At 64.9% G+C, this 15,852-nt stretch carries 14 protein-coding genes; 8 read left to right on the top strand and 6 right to left on the bottom strand.

Translation table 11 applies throughout. From position 1 onward, the window contains the following. Positions 1 to 25 precede the first annotated feature (25 nt). A complete protein-coding gene (gene yaaA, locus RID11_RS18060) occupies positions 26 to 787 on the top strand; it encodes a peroxide stress protein YaaA (RefSeq protein ID WP_350141633.1) in 762 nt (253 codons plus the stop codon). Here yaaA and RID11_RS18055 read toward each other — a convergent pair. The 6 genes from RID11_RS18055 to RID11_RS18030 all read right to left on the bottom strand — a co-directional run bounded on the left by RID11_RS18055 (position 775) and on the right by RID11_RS18030 (position 8,134). Continuing rightward, positions 775 to 2,940 carry a response regulator gene (locus RID11_RS18055; protein WP_350141631.1) on the bottom strand — a complete coding sequence of 722 codons (2,166 nt, stop codon included), beginning with the start codon at positions 2,938 to 2,940 and terminating at the stop codon, positions 775 to 777. The two genes, yaaA and RID11_RS18055, sit on opposite strands and share 13 nt — an antisense overlap. Before the next feature lie 85 nt (positions 2,941 to 3,025). Continuing rightward, the gene (locus RID11_RS18050; RefSeq protein ID WP_350141630.1) at positions 3,026 to 4,201 is read right to left on the bottom strand and encodes an acetyl-CoA C-acyltransferase family protein; all 1,176 of its coding nucleotides are present in this window, start codon (positions 4,199 to 4,201) and stop codon (positions 3,026 to 3,028) included. 126 nt (positions 4,202 to 4,327) lie between these two features. Then, complete coding sequence (locus tag RID11_RS18045; protein WP_350141628.1) at positions 4,328 to 5,053, bottom strand: metallophosphoesterase; 726 nt, start codon at positions 5,051 to 5,053, stop codon at positions 4,328 to 4,330. Between the two features lie 278 nt (positions 5,054 to 5,331). Then, positions 5,332 to 6,480 (bottom strand): alpha-D-ribose 1-methylphosphonate 5-triphosphate diphosphatase, encoded by a 1,149-nt coding sequence (locus RID11_RS18040; RefSeq protein WP_350141626.1) that lies wholly within the window; start codon positions 6,478 to 6,480, stop codon positions 5,332 to 5,334. Next, entirely contained in the window at positions 6,477 to 7,205 is a 729-nt protein-coding gene (locus RID11_RS18035; RefSeq protein ID WP_350141624.1) for an esterase/lipase family protein, read from the bottom strand. Before RID11_RS18035 ends, RID11_RS18040 begins: the two co-directional genes overlap by 4 nt. A gap of 326 nt (positions 7,206 to 7,531) precedes the next feature. After that, positions 7,532 to 8,134, bottom strand: a complete 603-nt coding sequence (locus tag RID11_RS18030) for a flavin reductase family protein (protein WP_350141622.1) — start codon at positions 8,132 to 8,134, stop codon at positions 7,532 to 7,534. A 93-nt stretch (positions 8,135 to 8,227) separates the two neighbouring features. Here RID11_RS18030 and RID11_RS18025 point away from each other — a divergent pair, with 93 nt between their 5' ends. The 7 genes from RID11_RS18025 (at position 8,228) to atpD (ending at position 15,754) form a co-directional block, all read left to right on the top strand. Next, positions 8,228 to 8,710 carry a GNAT family N-acetyltransferase gene (locus RID11_RS18025; RefSeq protein ID WP_350141620.1) on the top strand — a complete coding sequence of 161 codons (483 nt, stop codon included), beginning with the start codon at positions 8,228 to 8,230 and terminating at the stop codon, positions 8,708 to 8,710. 56 nt (positions 8,711 to 8,766) lie between these two features. Further along, positions 8,767 to 9,522 (top strand): EcsC family protein, encoded by a 756-nt coding sequence (locus RID11_RS18020; RefSeq protein WP_350141618.1) that lies wholly within the window; start codon positions 8,767 to 8,769, stop codon positions 9,520 to 9,522. 131 nt (positions 9,523 to 9,653) lie between these two features. Then, on the top strand, positions 9,654 to 10,976 hold the full coding sequence (locus tag RID11_RS18015) for a lytic murein transglycosylase (RefSeq protein ID WP_350141616.1): 1,323 nt from the start codon (positions 9,654 to 9,656) through the stop codon (positions 10,974 to 10,976). A 337-nt stretch (positions 10,977 to 11,313) separates the two neighbouring features. Beyond that, a complete protein-coding gene (locus RID11_RS18010; RefSeq protein ID WP_350141614.1) occupies positions 11,314 to 11,880 on the top strand; it encodes a F0F1 ATP synthase subunit delta in 567 nt (188 codons plus the stop codon). After that, entirely contained in the window at positions 11,881 to 13,419 is a 1,539-nt protein-coding gene (atpA, locus tag RID11_RS18005; protein WP_350141612.1) for a F0F1 ATP synthase subunit alpha, read from the top strand. Positions 13,420 to 13,434: 15 nt separating this feature from the next. Continuing rightward, positions 13,435 to 14,310 (top strand): F0F1 ATP synthase subunit gamma, encoded by an 876-nt coding sequence (locus RID11_RS18000; RefSeq protein WP_350141610.1) that lies wholly within the window; start codon positions 13,435 to 13,437, stop codon positions 14,308 to 14,310. Between the two features lie 19 nt (positions 14,311 to 14,329). Beyond that, positions 14,330 to 15,754: a F0F1 ATP synthase subunit beta gene (atpD, locus tag RID11_RS17995; protein WP_080455193.1), complete on the top strand. Its 1,425-nt coding sequence runs from the start codon at positions 14,330 to 14,332 to the stop codon at positions 15,752 to 15,754. The last annotated feature ends 98 nt before the right edge of the window (positions 15,755 to 15,852 follow it).

The raw sequence follows: 15,852 nt of genomic DNA, 5'->3' as shown, positions 1-15,852 counted from the left end.
ACGGTGTCACAGAGGAAGTTTGCGCATGCTGGTTGTCGTCTCGCCCGCCAAGAAGATGGATATGAGCCCGGTTGAGGGAGTCACCCCGACGCGGCCCGCCTTCCGCACCGAGGCGGAGGATCTGGCGCAGGTGGCGCGTGGCCTCGATGTGGGCGATCTGCAAAAGCTGATGAAGATCAGCGAGAACCTTGCCCGGCTCAATGCCGACCGCTTTGCGGATTTTGGCACGATGGAGGAAAAGCCCGCCGCGCTGGCCTTTGCGGGCGACACCTATCAGGGGCTGGAGGCGGGATCATTGGACGCGGAGGAGATGGCCTGGGCGCAGGATCATTTCCGCATCCTGTCGGGGCTTTACGGGCTGTTGCGCCCGCTTGATGCGATCGAGCCGTACCGGCTGGAAATGGGCAGCCGGCTGGCGACCGACCGGGGCCGCACGCTCTACGACTATTGGGGCGACCGGATTTCCAAGGCGCTGAATGCGCAGGCGCGCGAGATCGGCACTGAGACGCTGGTGAACTGCGCGAGCCAAGAATATTTCGGCGCGGTGGACCGTGCGGCGCTCGATCTGCGGGTGATTACGCCGGTGTTTATGGAGGAAAAGGTGGGCACGCCCAAGATCGTGAGCTTTTACGCCAAGAAGGCGCGGGGCGCGATGGCGCGGTTCGTGATTCAGCACCGTCTGACCGACCCGGCGGCGCTCAAGGATTTCGACACTGGCTGCTATCGCTACAATGCCGAGATGTCGGAAGGCGACAGCATGGTGTTTTTGCGCGACTATCCGGCCTGAGCCGTTGTCGCCGCTGGCTGTGGCGCGCGGGCGTCGGGTGGGCAGGCGGCGATGATCTGTGCGATGATATCGGTCTTGCGCAGCGGCTTGGTCAGGTAGTGATCCAGCCCGGCGGCCAGAATGTCCGCCTCGTCGCCCTGCATTGCGTGGGCGGTCATCGCGACGATGGGCACATGCGCGCTGGGGTCTTCGGCCTCGCGGATGGTGCGGGTGGCCTCCTTGCCGTCCATCTCGGGCATGGAGATATCCATGAAGATCACATCCGGCTGGAACGCGTGGTAAAAATCCACCGCTTCGCGCCCGTTCTCGGCGAATTTCAGATCGATATCGAGGCCGGTGAGCATCTTTGAAAATACCAGCCGGTTGGTCTTGTTATCCTCTGCCGCGAGCACCCGCATGGTGCGGGCGGCCTCGGGAGCCTTGTCGCCGGGGGGCAGCACGGCGGCGAGCGTGTCGATCAGGGCGCGGCGGGGTGCCGGTTTTTGCAGCACCGCCTGGACATGGGCACGGGCCGGATCCTGTTCGGCATAGCCGGTGTTCTGGCTGAGCAGGACGATGGGCATGGTGTGACCCGCCTCGCGCAGCGCCTCGGCGAGTTCGAGCCCGTCCATCTGCGCCATGTTGTGATCGCATAGCACGATGTCGATATCGGGGCGGGCCAGTGTCAGGGCCTCGGCCCCGCTGGCGCAGGTGACGACGGTGAGGCCGAGCGCGGCGAGTTGACTTTCCAGAATGTCCCGGCTTGCCGCCTGCGGTTCGACGATCAGGGCGCGGCCCCCAGATTTGGGCAGGACCGGGTCTGCCACGTCTTCGGAGGCGGCGACGGGCAGGGTGAGGGAGATGCCGAAACTCGATCCCTCTCCGGGGGTCGAGTCGACCCAGATGTCGCCCTGCATCATCCTGATCAGCTTTTGCGAGATCGCGAGGCCGAGGCCGGTGCCCTCGAACTTGCGATTGCGGTCATCCTCGACCTGATTGAACTCACCGAAGATGTGGTCGACCTTGTCGGGCGGGATGCCGATGCCGGTATCCTCGATGCTGACATGGATCATCGCCGCCTCGTCCGCGGCGGGGGGCACGCCGGTCACACGGATCAGCACATGGCCCGTCTCGGTGAACTTGATGGCGTTGCCCAGAAGGTTGGTCAGGATCTGCCGGATACGGCCCGGATCGCCGATGAAGCGCGTCGGCAGGAACAGGTCGTAATCGACCAGCAGATCGAGCCCCTTGTCGCGGGCATTGGCCTGCATCAGCGTCACAAGCTCGTGGATGCAGCGTTCGAGGTCGAAAGGGGCCGTGTGGAGGACCAGTTTCTCGGCCTCGATCTTGGAGTAATCCAGCACGTCGTTGATGATGACGAGCAGCGCCTCGCCGGAGTGCTTGATGGTGGACGCATAGAGGCGCTGTTCCTCGGTCAGGTCGCTGTCCATGAGCAGATCGGCCATGCCGACGACGCCGTTCATCGGGGTGCGGATCTCATGGCTCATGTTGGCGAGGAAGGTGGACTTGGCGCGATTGGCGCTCTCGGCGCGGCGGCGGGCCTCTTTCAGCTCCGTCTCGTAGCGGATCGTGTCGGTGATGTTGAGCGCGAGGCTGACGACATCGCCATCGGGGCCGCGCTGATCGATCAGCTTGATATAGTGGCCGTTCCACAGGCGGATCACCTCGGGCTCGGGCGTGGCCTGTTGCCAGCGGTCGAGCATGTGTTCGCGCCAGACATGCGGGGCGTGCGCGCCGATGTTGACGATCCCCTCTTCGGTGATGAATTGCAGGATCTCGACATAGCTGATGCCGGGCTGCACCGCCTCCAGCCCGTCGAAAACCGCGAGCCAGGCATGATTGGCCGCGATCATGTGGCTGTCGGCATCGAAAAAGGCAAAGCCGTCCTGAATGGTGGCGATGGAATGCCAGAGGCGGCGTTCCGCGATCTCGACCTTTTGATGCGCTTCGCAGAGGTCCGATTTGACGCGCAGGTTTTCGTCGCGGACGGTCTTCACCTCGGCGCGGGTCTCGTGTATCTCGTGCGAGAGGGCGCGCGCATGCTTGCCCAGTTTGCGGTTGGCGGCGTGCAATTCCGCCTGTTTCTGTTCCAGCAGACGTTCGGCGGCCAGACGCGCGCGCCGCTCTTCTGCCAGCTTGTTGGCAAGGCTCATGCCCATCCTCCGCCGTGCCGGAATGTAATCCGATCACACTCCGGCATCGTCGTGAACAAGCGGTTAAAGCCTGTGAATTATGTGCTCAGAGCGCCTCGATCGCCAATGCGATGCCCTGACCGCCGCCGATGCACATGGTGATCAGCGCGCGCTTACCGCCGGTCCGCTCCAGCTCGTAAAGCGCCTTGACCGTGAGGATGGCCCCGGTTGCGCCGACCGGATGACCGAGCGCGATGGCCCCGCCATTGGGATTGACGCGGCCCGGGTCGAGACCGAGCCCCTTGTTGACCGCCAGAGCCTGCGCGGCAAAGGCCTCGTTCGATTCCACCACATCGAAATCGGCCACGCTGAGCCCGGTTTTCGCGAGCAGGCTCTCGACGGCGGGGATGGGGCCGATGCCCATCACCTCGGGGCGCACCCCGGCATGGGCATAGCCCAGAACACGTGCGCGCGGCTTGAGGCCTGCGGCCTCTGCCGCCTCGGACCGGGCGAGCACGAGGGCGGCGGCGCCGTCATTGATGCCGCTGGCATTGCCGGCGGTGATGGTGCCGTCTTTCTGGAACACCGTGCGCAGACCGGCGAGGGCCTCGGCGGTGGTGGGTTTGGGGTGCTCGTCGGTGTCGAACGCCACCATATCGCGTTTCACGCGCACCTCGACCGGCACGATCTGCGATTTGAAGCGGCCTTCGGCGATTGCCTCTGCGGCGCGGCGCTGGCTCTCAAGCGCGAAGGCATCCTGATCGGTGCGGCTGATGTCATGCTCGGCCGCGACATTCTCGGCGGTGACGCCCATATGGCCGGTGCCGAACGGACAGTTGAGCGCGCCCAGCATCATGTCGAGCGTCTTCACGTCGCCCATCTTGGCCCCCCAGCGTTGATCGGGAATGATGAAGGGCGAGCGGCTCATGTTCTCGGCCCCGCCCGCAAGGCCGAACTCGGCATCGCCCAGCATCAGCGATTGGATGACCGACACGATGGCCTGTGCGCCCGAGCCGCAGAGGCGGTTGACGTTCATCGCGGGGGCCGTGTCGGGGATGCCTGCGTCGATGGCGGCGACGCGGCTGACATACATGTCGCGCGGTTCGGTGTTGATGACATGGCCAAAGACCACATGGCCGATCTGGCCGCCCTCGACGCCCGAACGGGCCAGCGCCTCGCGGGCGACGGTGGCCCCGAGGGTGGTGGGCGGTGTGCCCGCAAGGGCCCCGCCGAATGTGCCAATGGCCGTTCGGCAGCCATCCAGAATAACGATATCGGTCATGGGTCATCCTCCACCCGGGGTTTGCGTTGGGCCGAGCCTAGCGGCGGGGCAGGGCAAAAGGCAACGCGGACGTGGTGTCAGGGCGGAGTTTTGTGAAATTCGGAGGGTGGCCGTGCTGTTCGTTCTTCATCCGGTGGGCGTGAGCGGTTGCCGTCCGGTGTCGGTGAGCAGGTGGCAGGTGGGGCCGTCGAACACGGCGGGCCAGAGTTGGCGGCCTTGGCCCGCGCCACCGTCGAGGTCGATGCGGTTGCCGAAATGCTGTGGCCGGTCGAGCGCGGTGTGGCCGTGCACGACAAGCCAGGGGTGGGGCGCGTCGTGATCGAGAAAACCGTCGCGGATCCACATCAGGTCGGTGGCGCTCTGTTCCGCGAGGGGCAGGCCGGGGCGGATGCCTGCGTGGACGAAGAGCAACGCGCCTGCCTCCTTGTAGAGTGGCAGCCTGGCCAGCCAGTCGCGATGCGATTGTGGCACGGCGGCGCGGGCGGCGTCCCATGCGGGGGCGTCCTCGGTGGCGCTGATGCCGTAAGAGGCCAGCGTCGCCGCGCCGCCAAGTCGCGGATTGAGCCATGTGAGGCCGGAGCGGACCTGTGGCGAGCGGATCTGGCCGGTGTCGAGGAAATCGAGGAAAAGCTGGTCGTGGTTGCCTTTGAGCACGCTCCAGGGGCGGCCCTCGGCCTGGCCCTGCATCAGCCGGTCGATCACGGCGCGGCTGTCCGGGCCGCGATCCACGAGATCGCCGAGAAACACAATGCGGGCCTGCGCCCCGCCGTCCTGCGTGACGAGATCGAGGGCGGCGTCGAGCAGCGCGTCCTGACCGTGGATATCGGGTATGGCGTATATCGGGTCTGTCATGCGGGGATGTAGACCCTGCCTGCGGAAGGTTGTCCAGAGGGGGTGGGGCGATTGGCCTGAAGCGGAGGTTAGACTAAGCCGCGCATCGTCGTGCCGCGGTGTGGCGATCCGAAATCAGTTTGGCAGTGCTTTATATCAGCCAAGTCCGAAAAACATCAGAGCGCAGAACAGGTTGCAGCCAAATCGCCGCGCCGGGGGGCGGCACGGCGATGCGCGGCGGCCCGTTGGGCCGCGTTTCGCGCAGGGTGCATCCATCGGATGTCCCCTTCAGGCCCAAGTCACAGCGCCATGAATCGCGCCGCCACGGCGCCGTTCATGTAGCTGATCCGCCCGCCTGCCATGGTGGCCATGATGCGGCGGCTTGCCGGGTCGATCACCGTGAGGTCGGCGCGCAGTCCGGGGCGCAATTCGCCGCGATCCCCGAGGCCCAGAATGCGCGCCGGGCCGAGCGAGATCAGCCGCCAGGCGGAGGCCAGGTCGCAGACCCCGCCATCGGCCAGCAGGAACGCTGCGCGCTTCAGCGACGGGTAGTGGTAATCCGAGGCGAGCGCGTCGATGAGGCCCATGGCGGCCATTTCCAGCGCGCTTGCATTGCCCTTGTGCGAGCCGCCGCGCACCAGGTTGGGCGCGCCCATGATGATGCTGTCGCCGCCTGCGCGGGCGGCCTCGGCGGCGGCCAGCGTTTCGGGGAATTCCGCGATACGGATGCCACGTGCGCGGTTTCTCGCGCGCGCGACCCCGGTCGCCTCGTCATGGCTGCCAAGGCGCACGCCCGCCGCGATGAGCCGCGCGCTGAGCGCGTCGAGGGCGGTTTCCACTTCGGGCATCCGGGCATGCAGGTCTTGCATGAAGGCGAGGTGCTTTTCGGGGTTGCGCCCGATGCGCAGGGCCTGCCCGGTCAGGCGGGGCGGGCGTTTGCCCTTGGCCAGTTCCTCATGCGGGAGGTGATCGTTGAACACCACGTAGGGGATGGCGTGGCGGGCGATCATCTCCTCGACGGCGGCGTAATCGTCGAGCATCGGGATCTCGAAGCGCAGTTGCACCAGAAGATCGGTGTCCACCTGCGGGCGGATGGTGGCGAGCTCGGCAAACACCTTCTCGGCAAACTCGGGGCCGCGCATGCCGCCTTCCCAGCTGTAGAACTGTGCCAGGGTGGCGGTGGTGATACCGTTGGCGGCCAGTTCCGCCTCGGTGGCGATGAGGCCCTGATCCACGTCCTTCATCGCGCCGCGCCGGGGGGCGAGGTGACGTTCGAACCCGTCGCCGTGGATGTCGACGATGCCGGGCAGGATCATGTAGCCCGACAGGTCCACGCTGCGGTCCGCGGGCGCGTCGGTGACACGGCCATCGGCGAGGTGCAGGTCGCGCATCTCCGGCCCGTCGGGCCAGAGCACCTGCGCGCCCTGCAGGGTAAGGGCCGCGCTCATCCGCCGCGCCGCCCGAAAAGCACATCGCCGAGCGTCAGGTCGTGATCGAACCGGCCATGCTCGAGAAATTCCTCGACCTGCGCGATAACCAGCGGGTTGTTCATCAGGAAAGTATGCGTCACCGGCAGGGTGAGGTGATCGGCCATGCCGTCCACCCTTGTCGAGGCGACCGAAACCTTACCATCGTCGGGCCCCTCGATCAGCGACGAGTAATAGGGGTTGAGCGAGCGGGTGCCCGCGATCACGCCCAGTTCGAAATCCACCGGCGGCAGGTTTTCGGGCACGCCGCCCGGCCCGGTCTGAAGCTGCATCCCCGCAGGGCCGTTGAGCCATTTGAACAGCTCCAGCCCGCCCAGCTCGTCCACCAGTTCGCTGCCGTGATTGGGCGGGGCGAGCATGACAACGCGGCCCATGGTCTCGGGCCGGTTTTCGGCCAGCCAGACCCGCAGCAGGATACCGCCCATGGAATGGGTGACGAAGTGGATCCGCGTCTCGCCGCAGACACGCACCGCGAAGGGCAGGGTTTCCTCGGCCAGTTCCGCGATATCCTCTTCGGTCGAGGGGTAATCGGGGGAGAAGACGTCATAGCCCTGCGCCTCGAGCACCTCCTGCATCACGAGGAACGAGGCGTCGCTGCGCGCCAGCCCATGCAGCAGCACGACGCAATCGGCCCGCGCGAGGGCGGGGGCGAGGGTGAGGAGCATGATGAGGGCGAGACGGATCATGCGGGTGACATATGCGCAAACGGACGGGCTGTGAATAGGGAGGTTTTTCGAGGGATTCCGGTGCGTGACATGCGGACCACCACCCAAGCGCCGATGACGCGCCCGACCTGAGCCCGCAATACGAACGGCTGCGCACAATCTTGCAATGGCAGGCACCGGCTGAGAGGTTTTTGCGCGGTGTCGCGGTCCTCTGGTGCAACCGCTGCCAATCGCGTCGTCCCCGATCCGATCTCCATCCGTCCGCCAAGGGCGGCAAGGCCTTTGCAAAGGCCTTGAACCGCGCTTTGCACAGCGGGGGTATGCGGCTTGCACGCCGCTTCTGCGTGCTATTCCGGGCGTTTCAGGCTGAAGGTCTCGCGGATCACCGAGTAGTCCTGATAGCCCAGCCGGGTCAGCGGGGTGAAGCGGGTGACGTCAAAGAGACCATCGACCATGCAGTCATCGCGCATATGCACGCCGGTGACCTCGCCGAAGACCACGAAATTCGCCTCGCCTGGCAATTGCACGATCTGTGTGAGCTTGCATTCGAGGTTGGCGGGGCTCGCGGCCACGCGGGCGCAGTCCACCGTTTCGCAGGCGGCTTTCTCCAGCCCGGCATCGGTGAACTCGTCGACCTCGCGGCCCCATGGCCCGGAGGTCTGGTTCATCGCGTCGCGCAGTGCCTCGCTGACGATATTGACGCAGAACACGCCGGTGTCGCGGATATTGGCGACGCTGTCCTTGGTGCCGTCGCGGTCGGGCTTGGCCGAGGTCGAGGCGAACATCACCTGCGGCGGCACATAGGCCACCGCGTTGAAGAACGAGTAGGGTGCGAGGTTGTCATGGCCTTGTGCATCGCGGGTCGAAATCCAGCCGATGGGCCGGGGGGTGACGATCGCGTTGAAGGGATTATGCGGCAGGCCGTGGCCATCCTCGGGTTTGTAGAACATCGCGTCTTTCCTCTCGGGGTGATCCGGTTTGTGCCAGCCGTAACGCCGTGCTACGCGCTTTGCCAGTCGATATTCGCGAAGGTATGGCGCGCCATGTTGGATGTGCGGCCCGAGGGGCCAGAGGATCATTGGGAGGTCGAGGCGCTCTATGACCTGTGTTTTGCGCCGGGGCGTGAGGCACTCTCGTCCTACCGGCTGCGTGACGGGGTGCCGCCGGTCGCTGATCTGTGCCTTGTGGCGCGCGAGGACGGGATCGTGGCGGGGGCGATCCGCTATTGGCCGGTGTGTGTGGGGCCAGAGCGCGCCCTCCTGCTGGGCCCCGTGGCGGTGCATCCCACCCATCAGGGCGAGGGGCTGGGTGCGTGGCTTATTCGCGATAGCGTGGAGCGGGCGCGGGCGGCGGGCTGGCTGCGCGTGATGCTGGTGGGGGATGCGCCCTATTACGGGCGCTTCGGCTTTGCCCTGCTGCAGGGTGTCATGATGCCGCCGCCCACCAATCCCGAGCGCGTGCTTGGGCTGGCCTTGCAGCCCGGCGCGTGGGAGGGTGTGCGCGGAGAGGTGACGCGCGCCGCTTGATTTTTCCGCAGGCCATGCGCAGCTTGATCCGGTGAGACATCTGACAGGGCGGGGCGATGGAACTTCTGGGCCGACCGATCGACGAGACCACGACAGAGGCGCGGCTTGATGCGCTTGTTCGGCGCAACGCGCAGGCGGGCAATGCCGCGATGGATGTGCTCAACCTCATCGGCGGGCAGGCCGAGGGGCTCTTGGACCGACTGCCACCGGCCGCGCGGATGCGGCTCAATTCCGCCACCGAAGACGCGCTGCGCCATGCCGCCGAGGCCGCGCATCGCTCGCGCGAGGTTGTGGGCGACGGGCCCGCCTGGCGGGTACGGGCGCTGACCACGGTGATGGGGGCCGCGGGCGGGTTCGGCGGGCTGCCGACGGCGCTGGCGGAATTGCCCGCGACCACGACCATCCTGTTGCGCGCGATTCAGGACGTCGCGAGCGAGCACGGCTTTGATCCGTCAGAGCCCGCTGTGCGCTTCGATTCCATCGAGGTGTTCGGGGCAGCGGGGCCGTTGTCGGAGGATGACGGGGCCAATCTGGGTTTTATCGGCACGCGGGTGACGCTGACCGGGGCCGCGATGCGCGCGCTGATCGCGCGGGTCGCCCCGCGTCTGGCGGCGGTTCTGGGGCAGAAGCTGGCGGCGCAGACCGTACCGGTGCTGGGCGCAGCCGCCGGGGCGGCGACGAATTACGCCTATACGCGGTATTATCAGGATATGGCGCATGTGCATTTCGGGCTGCGCCGCCTCGCCATCGACGCCGACCGCGACCCGCAGGAGATGATCACGGCGTTCCGCGAGAGGGCGGCGCGCGCCTAGCCTGCCTGTGGCGCGCCCCGTCGCGGCGGATCGGATCGGCAAGACACCGCAGGCGCGCGTCAGATTGCTTTCGATTCGGAAACAATCGGGGTATCATCCGGGATAAATAGCCACGCAATAAGGGGCAGGTGATGCGAGCAGTGATGTTGGGGCTCTCAGCCCTTTTGACCGGGATCGGCCCGTCATGGGCCGCAGGTGCAGTAGAGGAATCGCTGCGCCCGCAATTGCGGCCCGGGTCGGGGCTGATCACGGCGGCGGCGGTGGTTGTGAACGATGTGCCGGTGCGCGTGCTGCGCCCGCAACTGCGCCCCGAGGGGCTGCGCGCTACGCCGGTCACCTCTAATTCCGGCTTTGACCGCTGGATCGCCGGGTTCCGGGGGCGGGCCGCTGCACAAGGGATCAGCAGGCAGGTGTTTGACCGGGCCTTTCGTGGCGTGCGTTACGATCCCGAAGTGGTGGCCAAGGACCGCAACCAATCGGAATTCAAGCGCGAGATCTGGGATTATCTCGACAGTGCCGTGTCGCCCGTGCGGGTCGAGAACGGGCAGCGCGCCCTGCGCCAGCATCGCCGCACGCTGGAGCGGATCGAGGCGCATTACGGCGTCGAGAAAGAGGTCGTGACGGCGGTCTGGGGGATGGAGAGCACCTATGGCGAGCGGTTGGGTGATCTGCCGCTGATCGGCTCGATGGCGACATTGGCCTATGACGGGCGGCGCGGGGCGTTCTTCGAGAAGCAACTGATCGCGGCGCTGAAAATTCTGCAATCGGGCGACGTCACGCCTGACCGGATGAAAGGCTCCTGGGCCGGGGCAATGGGGCACACGCAGTTCATGCCCACCTCGTATGAGGCCTATGCGGTGGATTTCACCGGCGATGGCAAACGCGACGTGTGGTCGGACGATCCGACCGACGCGCTGGCCTCGACCGCCGCCTATCTCAAGCGGTTCGGCTGGCGCAAGGGCATGCCCTGGGGCATGGAGGTGCGAGTGCCGCGCGGCGCGTCCTTCGGCAGCACCAGCCGCATGCCCTCGGACTGGGCGGCGCGCGGTGTCGTCGGGATCGACGGGCGGCCGGTGCGCGATTACGGCTCGGCGCGCATCCTGCAACCGGCGGGGCCGTCGGGCGCGTCCTTCATGGTGTTTGCCAATTTCGACGTGATCAAGCGCTACAACAACGCCGATGCCTATGCTTTGGGCGTCGGGCACCTGTCGGACCGGATCGCGGGCGGGCCGGAGATACAGGCCAGCTGGCCGCGCGGCTATGACCCGCTGACATTCGATGAGCGCAAGGAGATGCAGCGACGGCTCAAGCGCAAGGGCTTTGCGGTGGAGAAGATCGACGGCCTCGTCGGGCCCAATACCGTGGCCGCGATCCGCGCCTTTCAGCGGTCGGTGGGGGCGGCGCAGGACGGCCTGCCGTCGCAGCAGTTGCTGGCGCTGCTCAAGCGGTCGTGACACCAGAGAGCGGGGCGGTTTTCGCCCCTCTCGCGCTGATAGCGCAAACGTCTGCCGGGGGTTTGGGCAGGGTCCGAGGTGCGGGAATCGCAAATTCGTAAGAAAATGTGATGTTTTTTGCAGGGTAAAAAGCGCGCATTCGGTCGCACTTGGGGTAAGCCTTTGAAAGCATGCGGTATTCTATAGTATACAATTGATTTCAAGCGGCTTGCCCGACACGGAAGGCTCTGCTACACCCCAGCCGAATTTCGATGTTTCGCAAGTTTCATCGTATGCCAACGCCCCCGGATGTGACCCGCCGTCACAGCTGCTCAACCGGGGCCAGATTATCGGAAGGGTGGACGTGTCCGAACCAGCTTCGATTTCTTCCGGCATTGCCGCGCGCTATGCCACTGCGATCTTCGAGCTTGCGAAAGAGGCCAAATCGCTGGCCAAGCTCGAAGAAAACCTCAATGACCTGTCCGCAGCACTTGGCGAAAGCGTCGATCTGCGCGACGTCATTGCCTCTCCGGTGCTGAGCCGTGACGAGCAGGGCAAGGCGATTGCCGCGATTGCCGACAAGATGGGGCTGGTCCCCGAACTGCGCAACGGTCTGGCCGTCATGGCCGCCAAGCGCCGCCTCTTCGTGGTGCCGCAACTGATCGCACAGCTTGACGAGATGATTGCCGAGGACAAGGGCGAGGTGAAGGCCGAAGTGACCAGCGCCAAGGCACTGACCAAGGCACAGTCCGACAAGCTGGCGAAAACCCTCAAGGCCCAGATCGGCCGCGATGTGAAACTGAATGCGACCGTTGATGAAAGCCTCATCGGCGGTCTTGTTGTCAAAGTGGGCTCGAAGATGATCGACACCTCGATCCGCTCGCGGCTCGATTCCCTCCAGAATGCAATGAAAGAGGTCGGATAAATGGGTATCCAAGCAGCAGAGATTTCTGCGATCCTGAAGGACCAGATCAAGAATTTCGGCCAGGAGGCCGAAGTTGCCGAGATCGGTCGGGTTCTGTCCGTGGGTGACGGTATCGCGCGGGTTCACGGGCTGGACAATGTCCAGGCCGGTGAACTTGTCGAGTTTCCGGGCTCGATCATGGGCATGGCGCTCAACCTCGAGGCCGACAATGTCGGCGTCGTGATCTTCGGCTCCGACCGTGACATCAAGGAAGGCGACACCGTCAAGCGCACCAAGTCCATCGTGGACGTGCCGATCGGCGACGAACTGCTGGGTCGCGTCGTGGACGGTCTCGGCAACCCGCTCGACGGCAAGGGCCCGATCAAGACGAAAACCCGGGGTCTGGCCGATGTGAAGGCCCCCGGCATCATCCCGCGTAAATCGGTGCACGAGCCGATGGCGACCGGCCTCAAGTCGGTGGACGCGATGATCCCGATCGGCCGTGGCCAGCGCGAGCTGATCATTGGCGACCGTCAGACCGGCAAGACCGCCGTGGCGCTCGACGCGATCCTGAACCAGAAGATCTATAACGAGGCCGCAGGCGACGACGAGAGCAAGAAGCTCTATTGCGTCTACGTGGCCGTGGGCCAGAAGCGTTCGACCGTGGCGCAGCTGGTGAAAAAGCTAGAAGAGAGCGGCGCGATTGAATATTCCATCGTCGTGGCCGCCACCGCATCCGACCCCGCGCCGATGCAGTTCCTCGCGCCCTATTCGGCGACCGCCATGGCCGAGCATTTCCGCGACAATGGCCGTCACGCGCTGATCGTCTATGATGACCTCTCCAAGCAGGCCGTGGCCTATCGCCAGATGTCGCTGCTGCTGCGTCGTCCGCCCGGCCGCGAAGCCTATCCCGGTGATGTGTTCTATCTCCACTCCCGCCTGCTGGAGCGCTCGGCAAAGCTCAACGAGGACAATGGCTCGGGCTCGCTGACGGCGCTGCCGATCATCGAAACCCAGGGCGGTGACGTGTCGGCCTTTATTCCGACCAACGTGATCTCGATCACCGACGGTCAGATCTTCCTTGAAACCGAACTGTTCTATCAGGGCATCCGCCCCGCCGTGAACACCGGTCTGTCGGTGTCTCGTGTGGGCTCGTCGGCGCAGACCAACGCGATGAAATCGGTTGCCGGTCCGGTGAAGCTGGAGCTTGCGCAGTATCGCGAAATGGCGGCCTTCGCGCAGTTCGGCTCTGACCTCGATGCGGCGACGCAGCAGTTGCTGAACCGTGGTGCACGTCTGACCGAGTTGATGAAGCAGGCGCAGTATTCGCCGCTCACCAACGCCGAGATCGTATGCGTGATCTATGCCGGCACCAAGGGCTATCTGGACAAGATCAAGGTTGGCGATGTGGGCCGCTACGAGCAGGGCCTGCTCAAGCACCTGCGCGGCAAGCATCAGGATCTGCTGGATCACATCACGACGGAAGATCCCAAGATCAAGGGTGAGGCCGAGGACAAGATCAAGGCCGCGCTGGACGAATTCGCCGCTGACTTCGCGTAAGGGGGAGATAAGGCAATGCCGAATCTCAAGGACCTGAAAAACCGGATCTCGTCGGTCAAATCGACCCGCAAGATCACGAAGGCCATGCAGATGGTCGCCGCGGCGAAGCTTCGCCGTGCTCAGGAGGCCGCGGAAATGTCGCGGCCTTACACCGAACGCTTCAACGCGGTTATGAAGAAACTCGCGGCCTCGGTGGGTGACGCCGAGAACGCGCCGCGGCTTCTGGCCGGGACGGGCGAGGACAAGGTGCATCTTCTGGTGGTGATGACCGCCGAGCGTGGGTTGTGCGGTGGCTTCAACGCCAATATCGCCAAGCTGGCCAAGGCCGAGGCGGCGGACTTGCTCGCCAAGGGCAAGACCGTGAAGATCATCACCGTCGGCAAGAAGGGCCGCGATGCGATGCGGCGCGACTATGGCCAGTATTTCGTGGATCACGTCGATCTCACGGAGGTCAAGCGCGTGGGCTATGCCGATGCGCAGGCGGTCGCGGCCAACGTGCTCAACCGGTTCGACGCCGGAGAGTTCGACGTGGCCAAGATCTTCTACTCGCAGTTCGAGAACGTGGTGACGCAAATCCCGACCAAGCAGCAGATCATCCCTGCCGATGTGGGCGATCTGGACGAGGCCGATACCGAAACGTTCTACGACTACGAGCCGGACGAGACGGCGATCCTCGCCGATCTTCTGCCGCGCGGCGTGGCGACGCAGATCTTCAGCGCGCTGTTGGAAAACGGGGCCTCGGAACAGGGGGCACGGATGTCCGCGATGGACAACGCCACCCGCAACGCGGGCGAGATGATCGACAAGCTGACCATCGAATACAACCGCTCGCGTCAGGCCGTGATCACCAACGAGCTGATTGAAATCATTTCCGGCGCGGAAGCGCTGTAAGACAAACCGGAGACGAAACATGGCAAATGCAAAAGGCAAAGTGACGCAGGTCATTGGCGCCGTTGTGGACGTTCACTTTGACGGCGATCTGCCAGCCATTCTGAACGCGCTGGAAACCGACAATAACGGCAAGAAGCTGGTGCTCGAAGTGGCGCAGCATCTGGGTGAGAACACCGTGCGCACCATCGCGATGGACGCGACCGAAGGTCTCGTTCGTGGTCAGGACGTGAAAGACAGCGGCTCGCCGATCTCGATCCCGGTCGGCAACGCCACCCTGGGCCGTATCCTCAACGTCATCGGCGAGCCGGTGGACGAGGGCGCGCCGATCAAGGCAAGCGAGTATCGCGCCATTCACCAGCCCGCGCCCGAATTCGCGGAGCAGTCGACCGCCTCCGAGATCCTCGAGACCGGCATCAAGGTGGTGGACCTGCTGGCCCCTTATGCCAAGGGCGGCAAGATCGGCCTCTTCGGCGGTGCCGGTGTGGGCAAGACGGTTCTGATCATGGAACTGATCAACAACATCGCCAAGGTGCACTCGGGCTATTCGGTCTTCGCCGGTGTCGGCGAGCGGACGCGTGAGGGCAACGACCTCTATCACGAGATGATCGAATCGAACGTGATCAAGCCCGACAATCTGGAAGAGAGCCAGGTTGCGCTGGTCTACGGTCAGATGAACGAGCCTCCGGGCGCGCGTGCGCGTGTCGCGCTGACCGGCCTGACGCTGGCCGAGCAGTTCCGCGACCAGTCCGGTTCGGACGTGCTGTTCTTCGTCGACAACATCTTCCGCTTCACGCAGGCGGGCTCCGAGGTGTCGGCGCTTCTGGGTCGTATTCCTTCGGCCGTGGGTTATCAGCCGACGCTGGCCACCGACATGGGCGCGATGCAGGAACGCATCACCTCGACCAAGCAGGGCTCGATCACCTCGATTCAGGCAGTCTATGTGCCTGCGGACGACCTGACCGACCCGGCGCCGGCCACGACCTTCGCGCACCTCGACGCCACGACCGTTCTCAGCCGTGCGATTTCCGAGCTTGGCATCTACCCCGCCGTGGACCCGCTCGACTCGAACTCGCGCCTGATGGACCCGCAGATCGTGGGCGAAGAGCATTACGCCGTGGCGCGTGACGTGCAGGGGATCCTGCAGCGCTACAAGTCGCTTCAGGACATCATCGCCATTCTCGGCATGGATGAACTCAGCGAAGAGGACAAGCTGACCGTGGCGCGTGCCCGGAAAATCCAGCGTTTCCTTAGCCAACCCTTCGACGTGGCCAAGGTGTTCACCGGCTCCGACGGCATCCAGGTGCCGCTGGAAGAGACCATCAAGTCGTTCAAGGCCGTGGTCGCGGGTGAATACGATCACCTGCCGGAAGGTGCGTTCTACATGGTCGGCGGCATCGACGACGTGATCGCCAAGGCCGAGAAGATGGCGGCAGACGCGGCATGAGATCGGGGTGGGGGTTTTACCCACCCCACCAGGCCACCAATTGGGTAGGGGGGGGGGGAAACCCACCCCCAAGCCGCCCAGGGGGGCCACAAGGGGGG

It is taken from the genome of Roseovarius sp. (assembly GCF_040219995.1).
Lineage (GTDB): Bacteria > Pseudomonadota > Alphaproteobacteria > Rhodobacterales > Rhodobacteraceae > Roseovarius.
Note: the sequence above shows the minus strand (reverse complement) of the source record. Positions and strands in the feature narration are given on the sequence as shown.

Excerpts from the sequence above, each read along its gene's own strand:
- RID11_RS18040 (WP_350141626.1), bottom strand. The coding sequence starts at position 6,480 with ATGAGCGCGGCCCTTACCCTGCAGGGCGCGCAGGTGCTCTGGCCCGAC.
- RID11_RS18020 (WP_350141618.1), top strand. The coding sequence starts at position 8,767 with ATGGAACTTCTGGGCCGACCGATCGACGAGACCACGACAGAGGCGCGG.
- RID11_RS18050 (WP_350141630.1), bottom strand. The coding sequence starts at position 4,201 with ATGACCGATATCGTTATTCTGGATGGCTGCCGAACGGCCATTGGCACA.
- RID11_RS18000 (WP_350141610.1), top strand. The coding sequence starts at position 13,435 with ATGCCGAATCTCAAGGACCTGAAAAACCGGATCTCGTCGGTCAAATCG.
- RID11_RS18055 (WP_350141631.1), bottom strand. The coding sequence starts at position 2,940 with ATGAGCCTTGCCAACAAGCTGGCAGAAGAGCGGCGCGCGCGTCTGGCC.
- RID11_RS18030 (WP_350141622.1), bottom strand. The coding sequence starts at position 8,134 with ATGTTCTACAAACCCGAGGATGGCCACGGCCTGCCGCATAATCCCTTC.
- RID11_RS18015 (WP_350141616.1), top strand. The coding sequence starts at position 9,654 with ATGCGAGCAGTGATGTTGGGGCTCTCAGCCCTTTTGACCGGGATCGGC.
- RID11_RS18025 (WP_350141620.1), top strand. The coding sequence starts at position 8,228 with ATGTTGGATGTGCGGCCCGAGGGGCCAGAGGATCATTGGGAGGTCGAG.
- atpA (WP_350141612.1), top strand. The coding sequence starts at position 11,881 with ATGGGTATCCAAGCAGCAGAGATTTCTGCGATCCTGAAGGACCAGATC.
- yaaA (WP_350141633.1), top strand. The coding sequence starts at position 26 with ATGCTGGTTGTCGTCTCGCCCGCCAAGAAGATGGATATGAGCCCGGTT.
- RID11_RS18045 (WP_350141628.1), bottom strand. The coding sequence starts at position 5,053 with ATGACAGACCCGATATACGCCATACCCGATATCCACGGTCAGGACGCG.
- RID11_RS18035 (WP_350141624.1), bottom strand. The coding sequence starts at position 7,205 with ATGATCCGTCTCGCCCTCATCATGCTCCTCACCCTCGCCCCCGCCCTC.
- atpD (WP_080455193.1), top strand. The coding sequence starts at position 14,330 with ATGGCAAATGCAAAAGGCAAAGTGACGCAGGTCATTGGCGCCGTTGTG.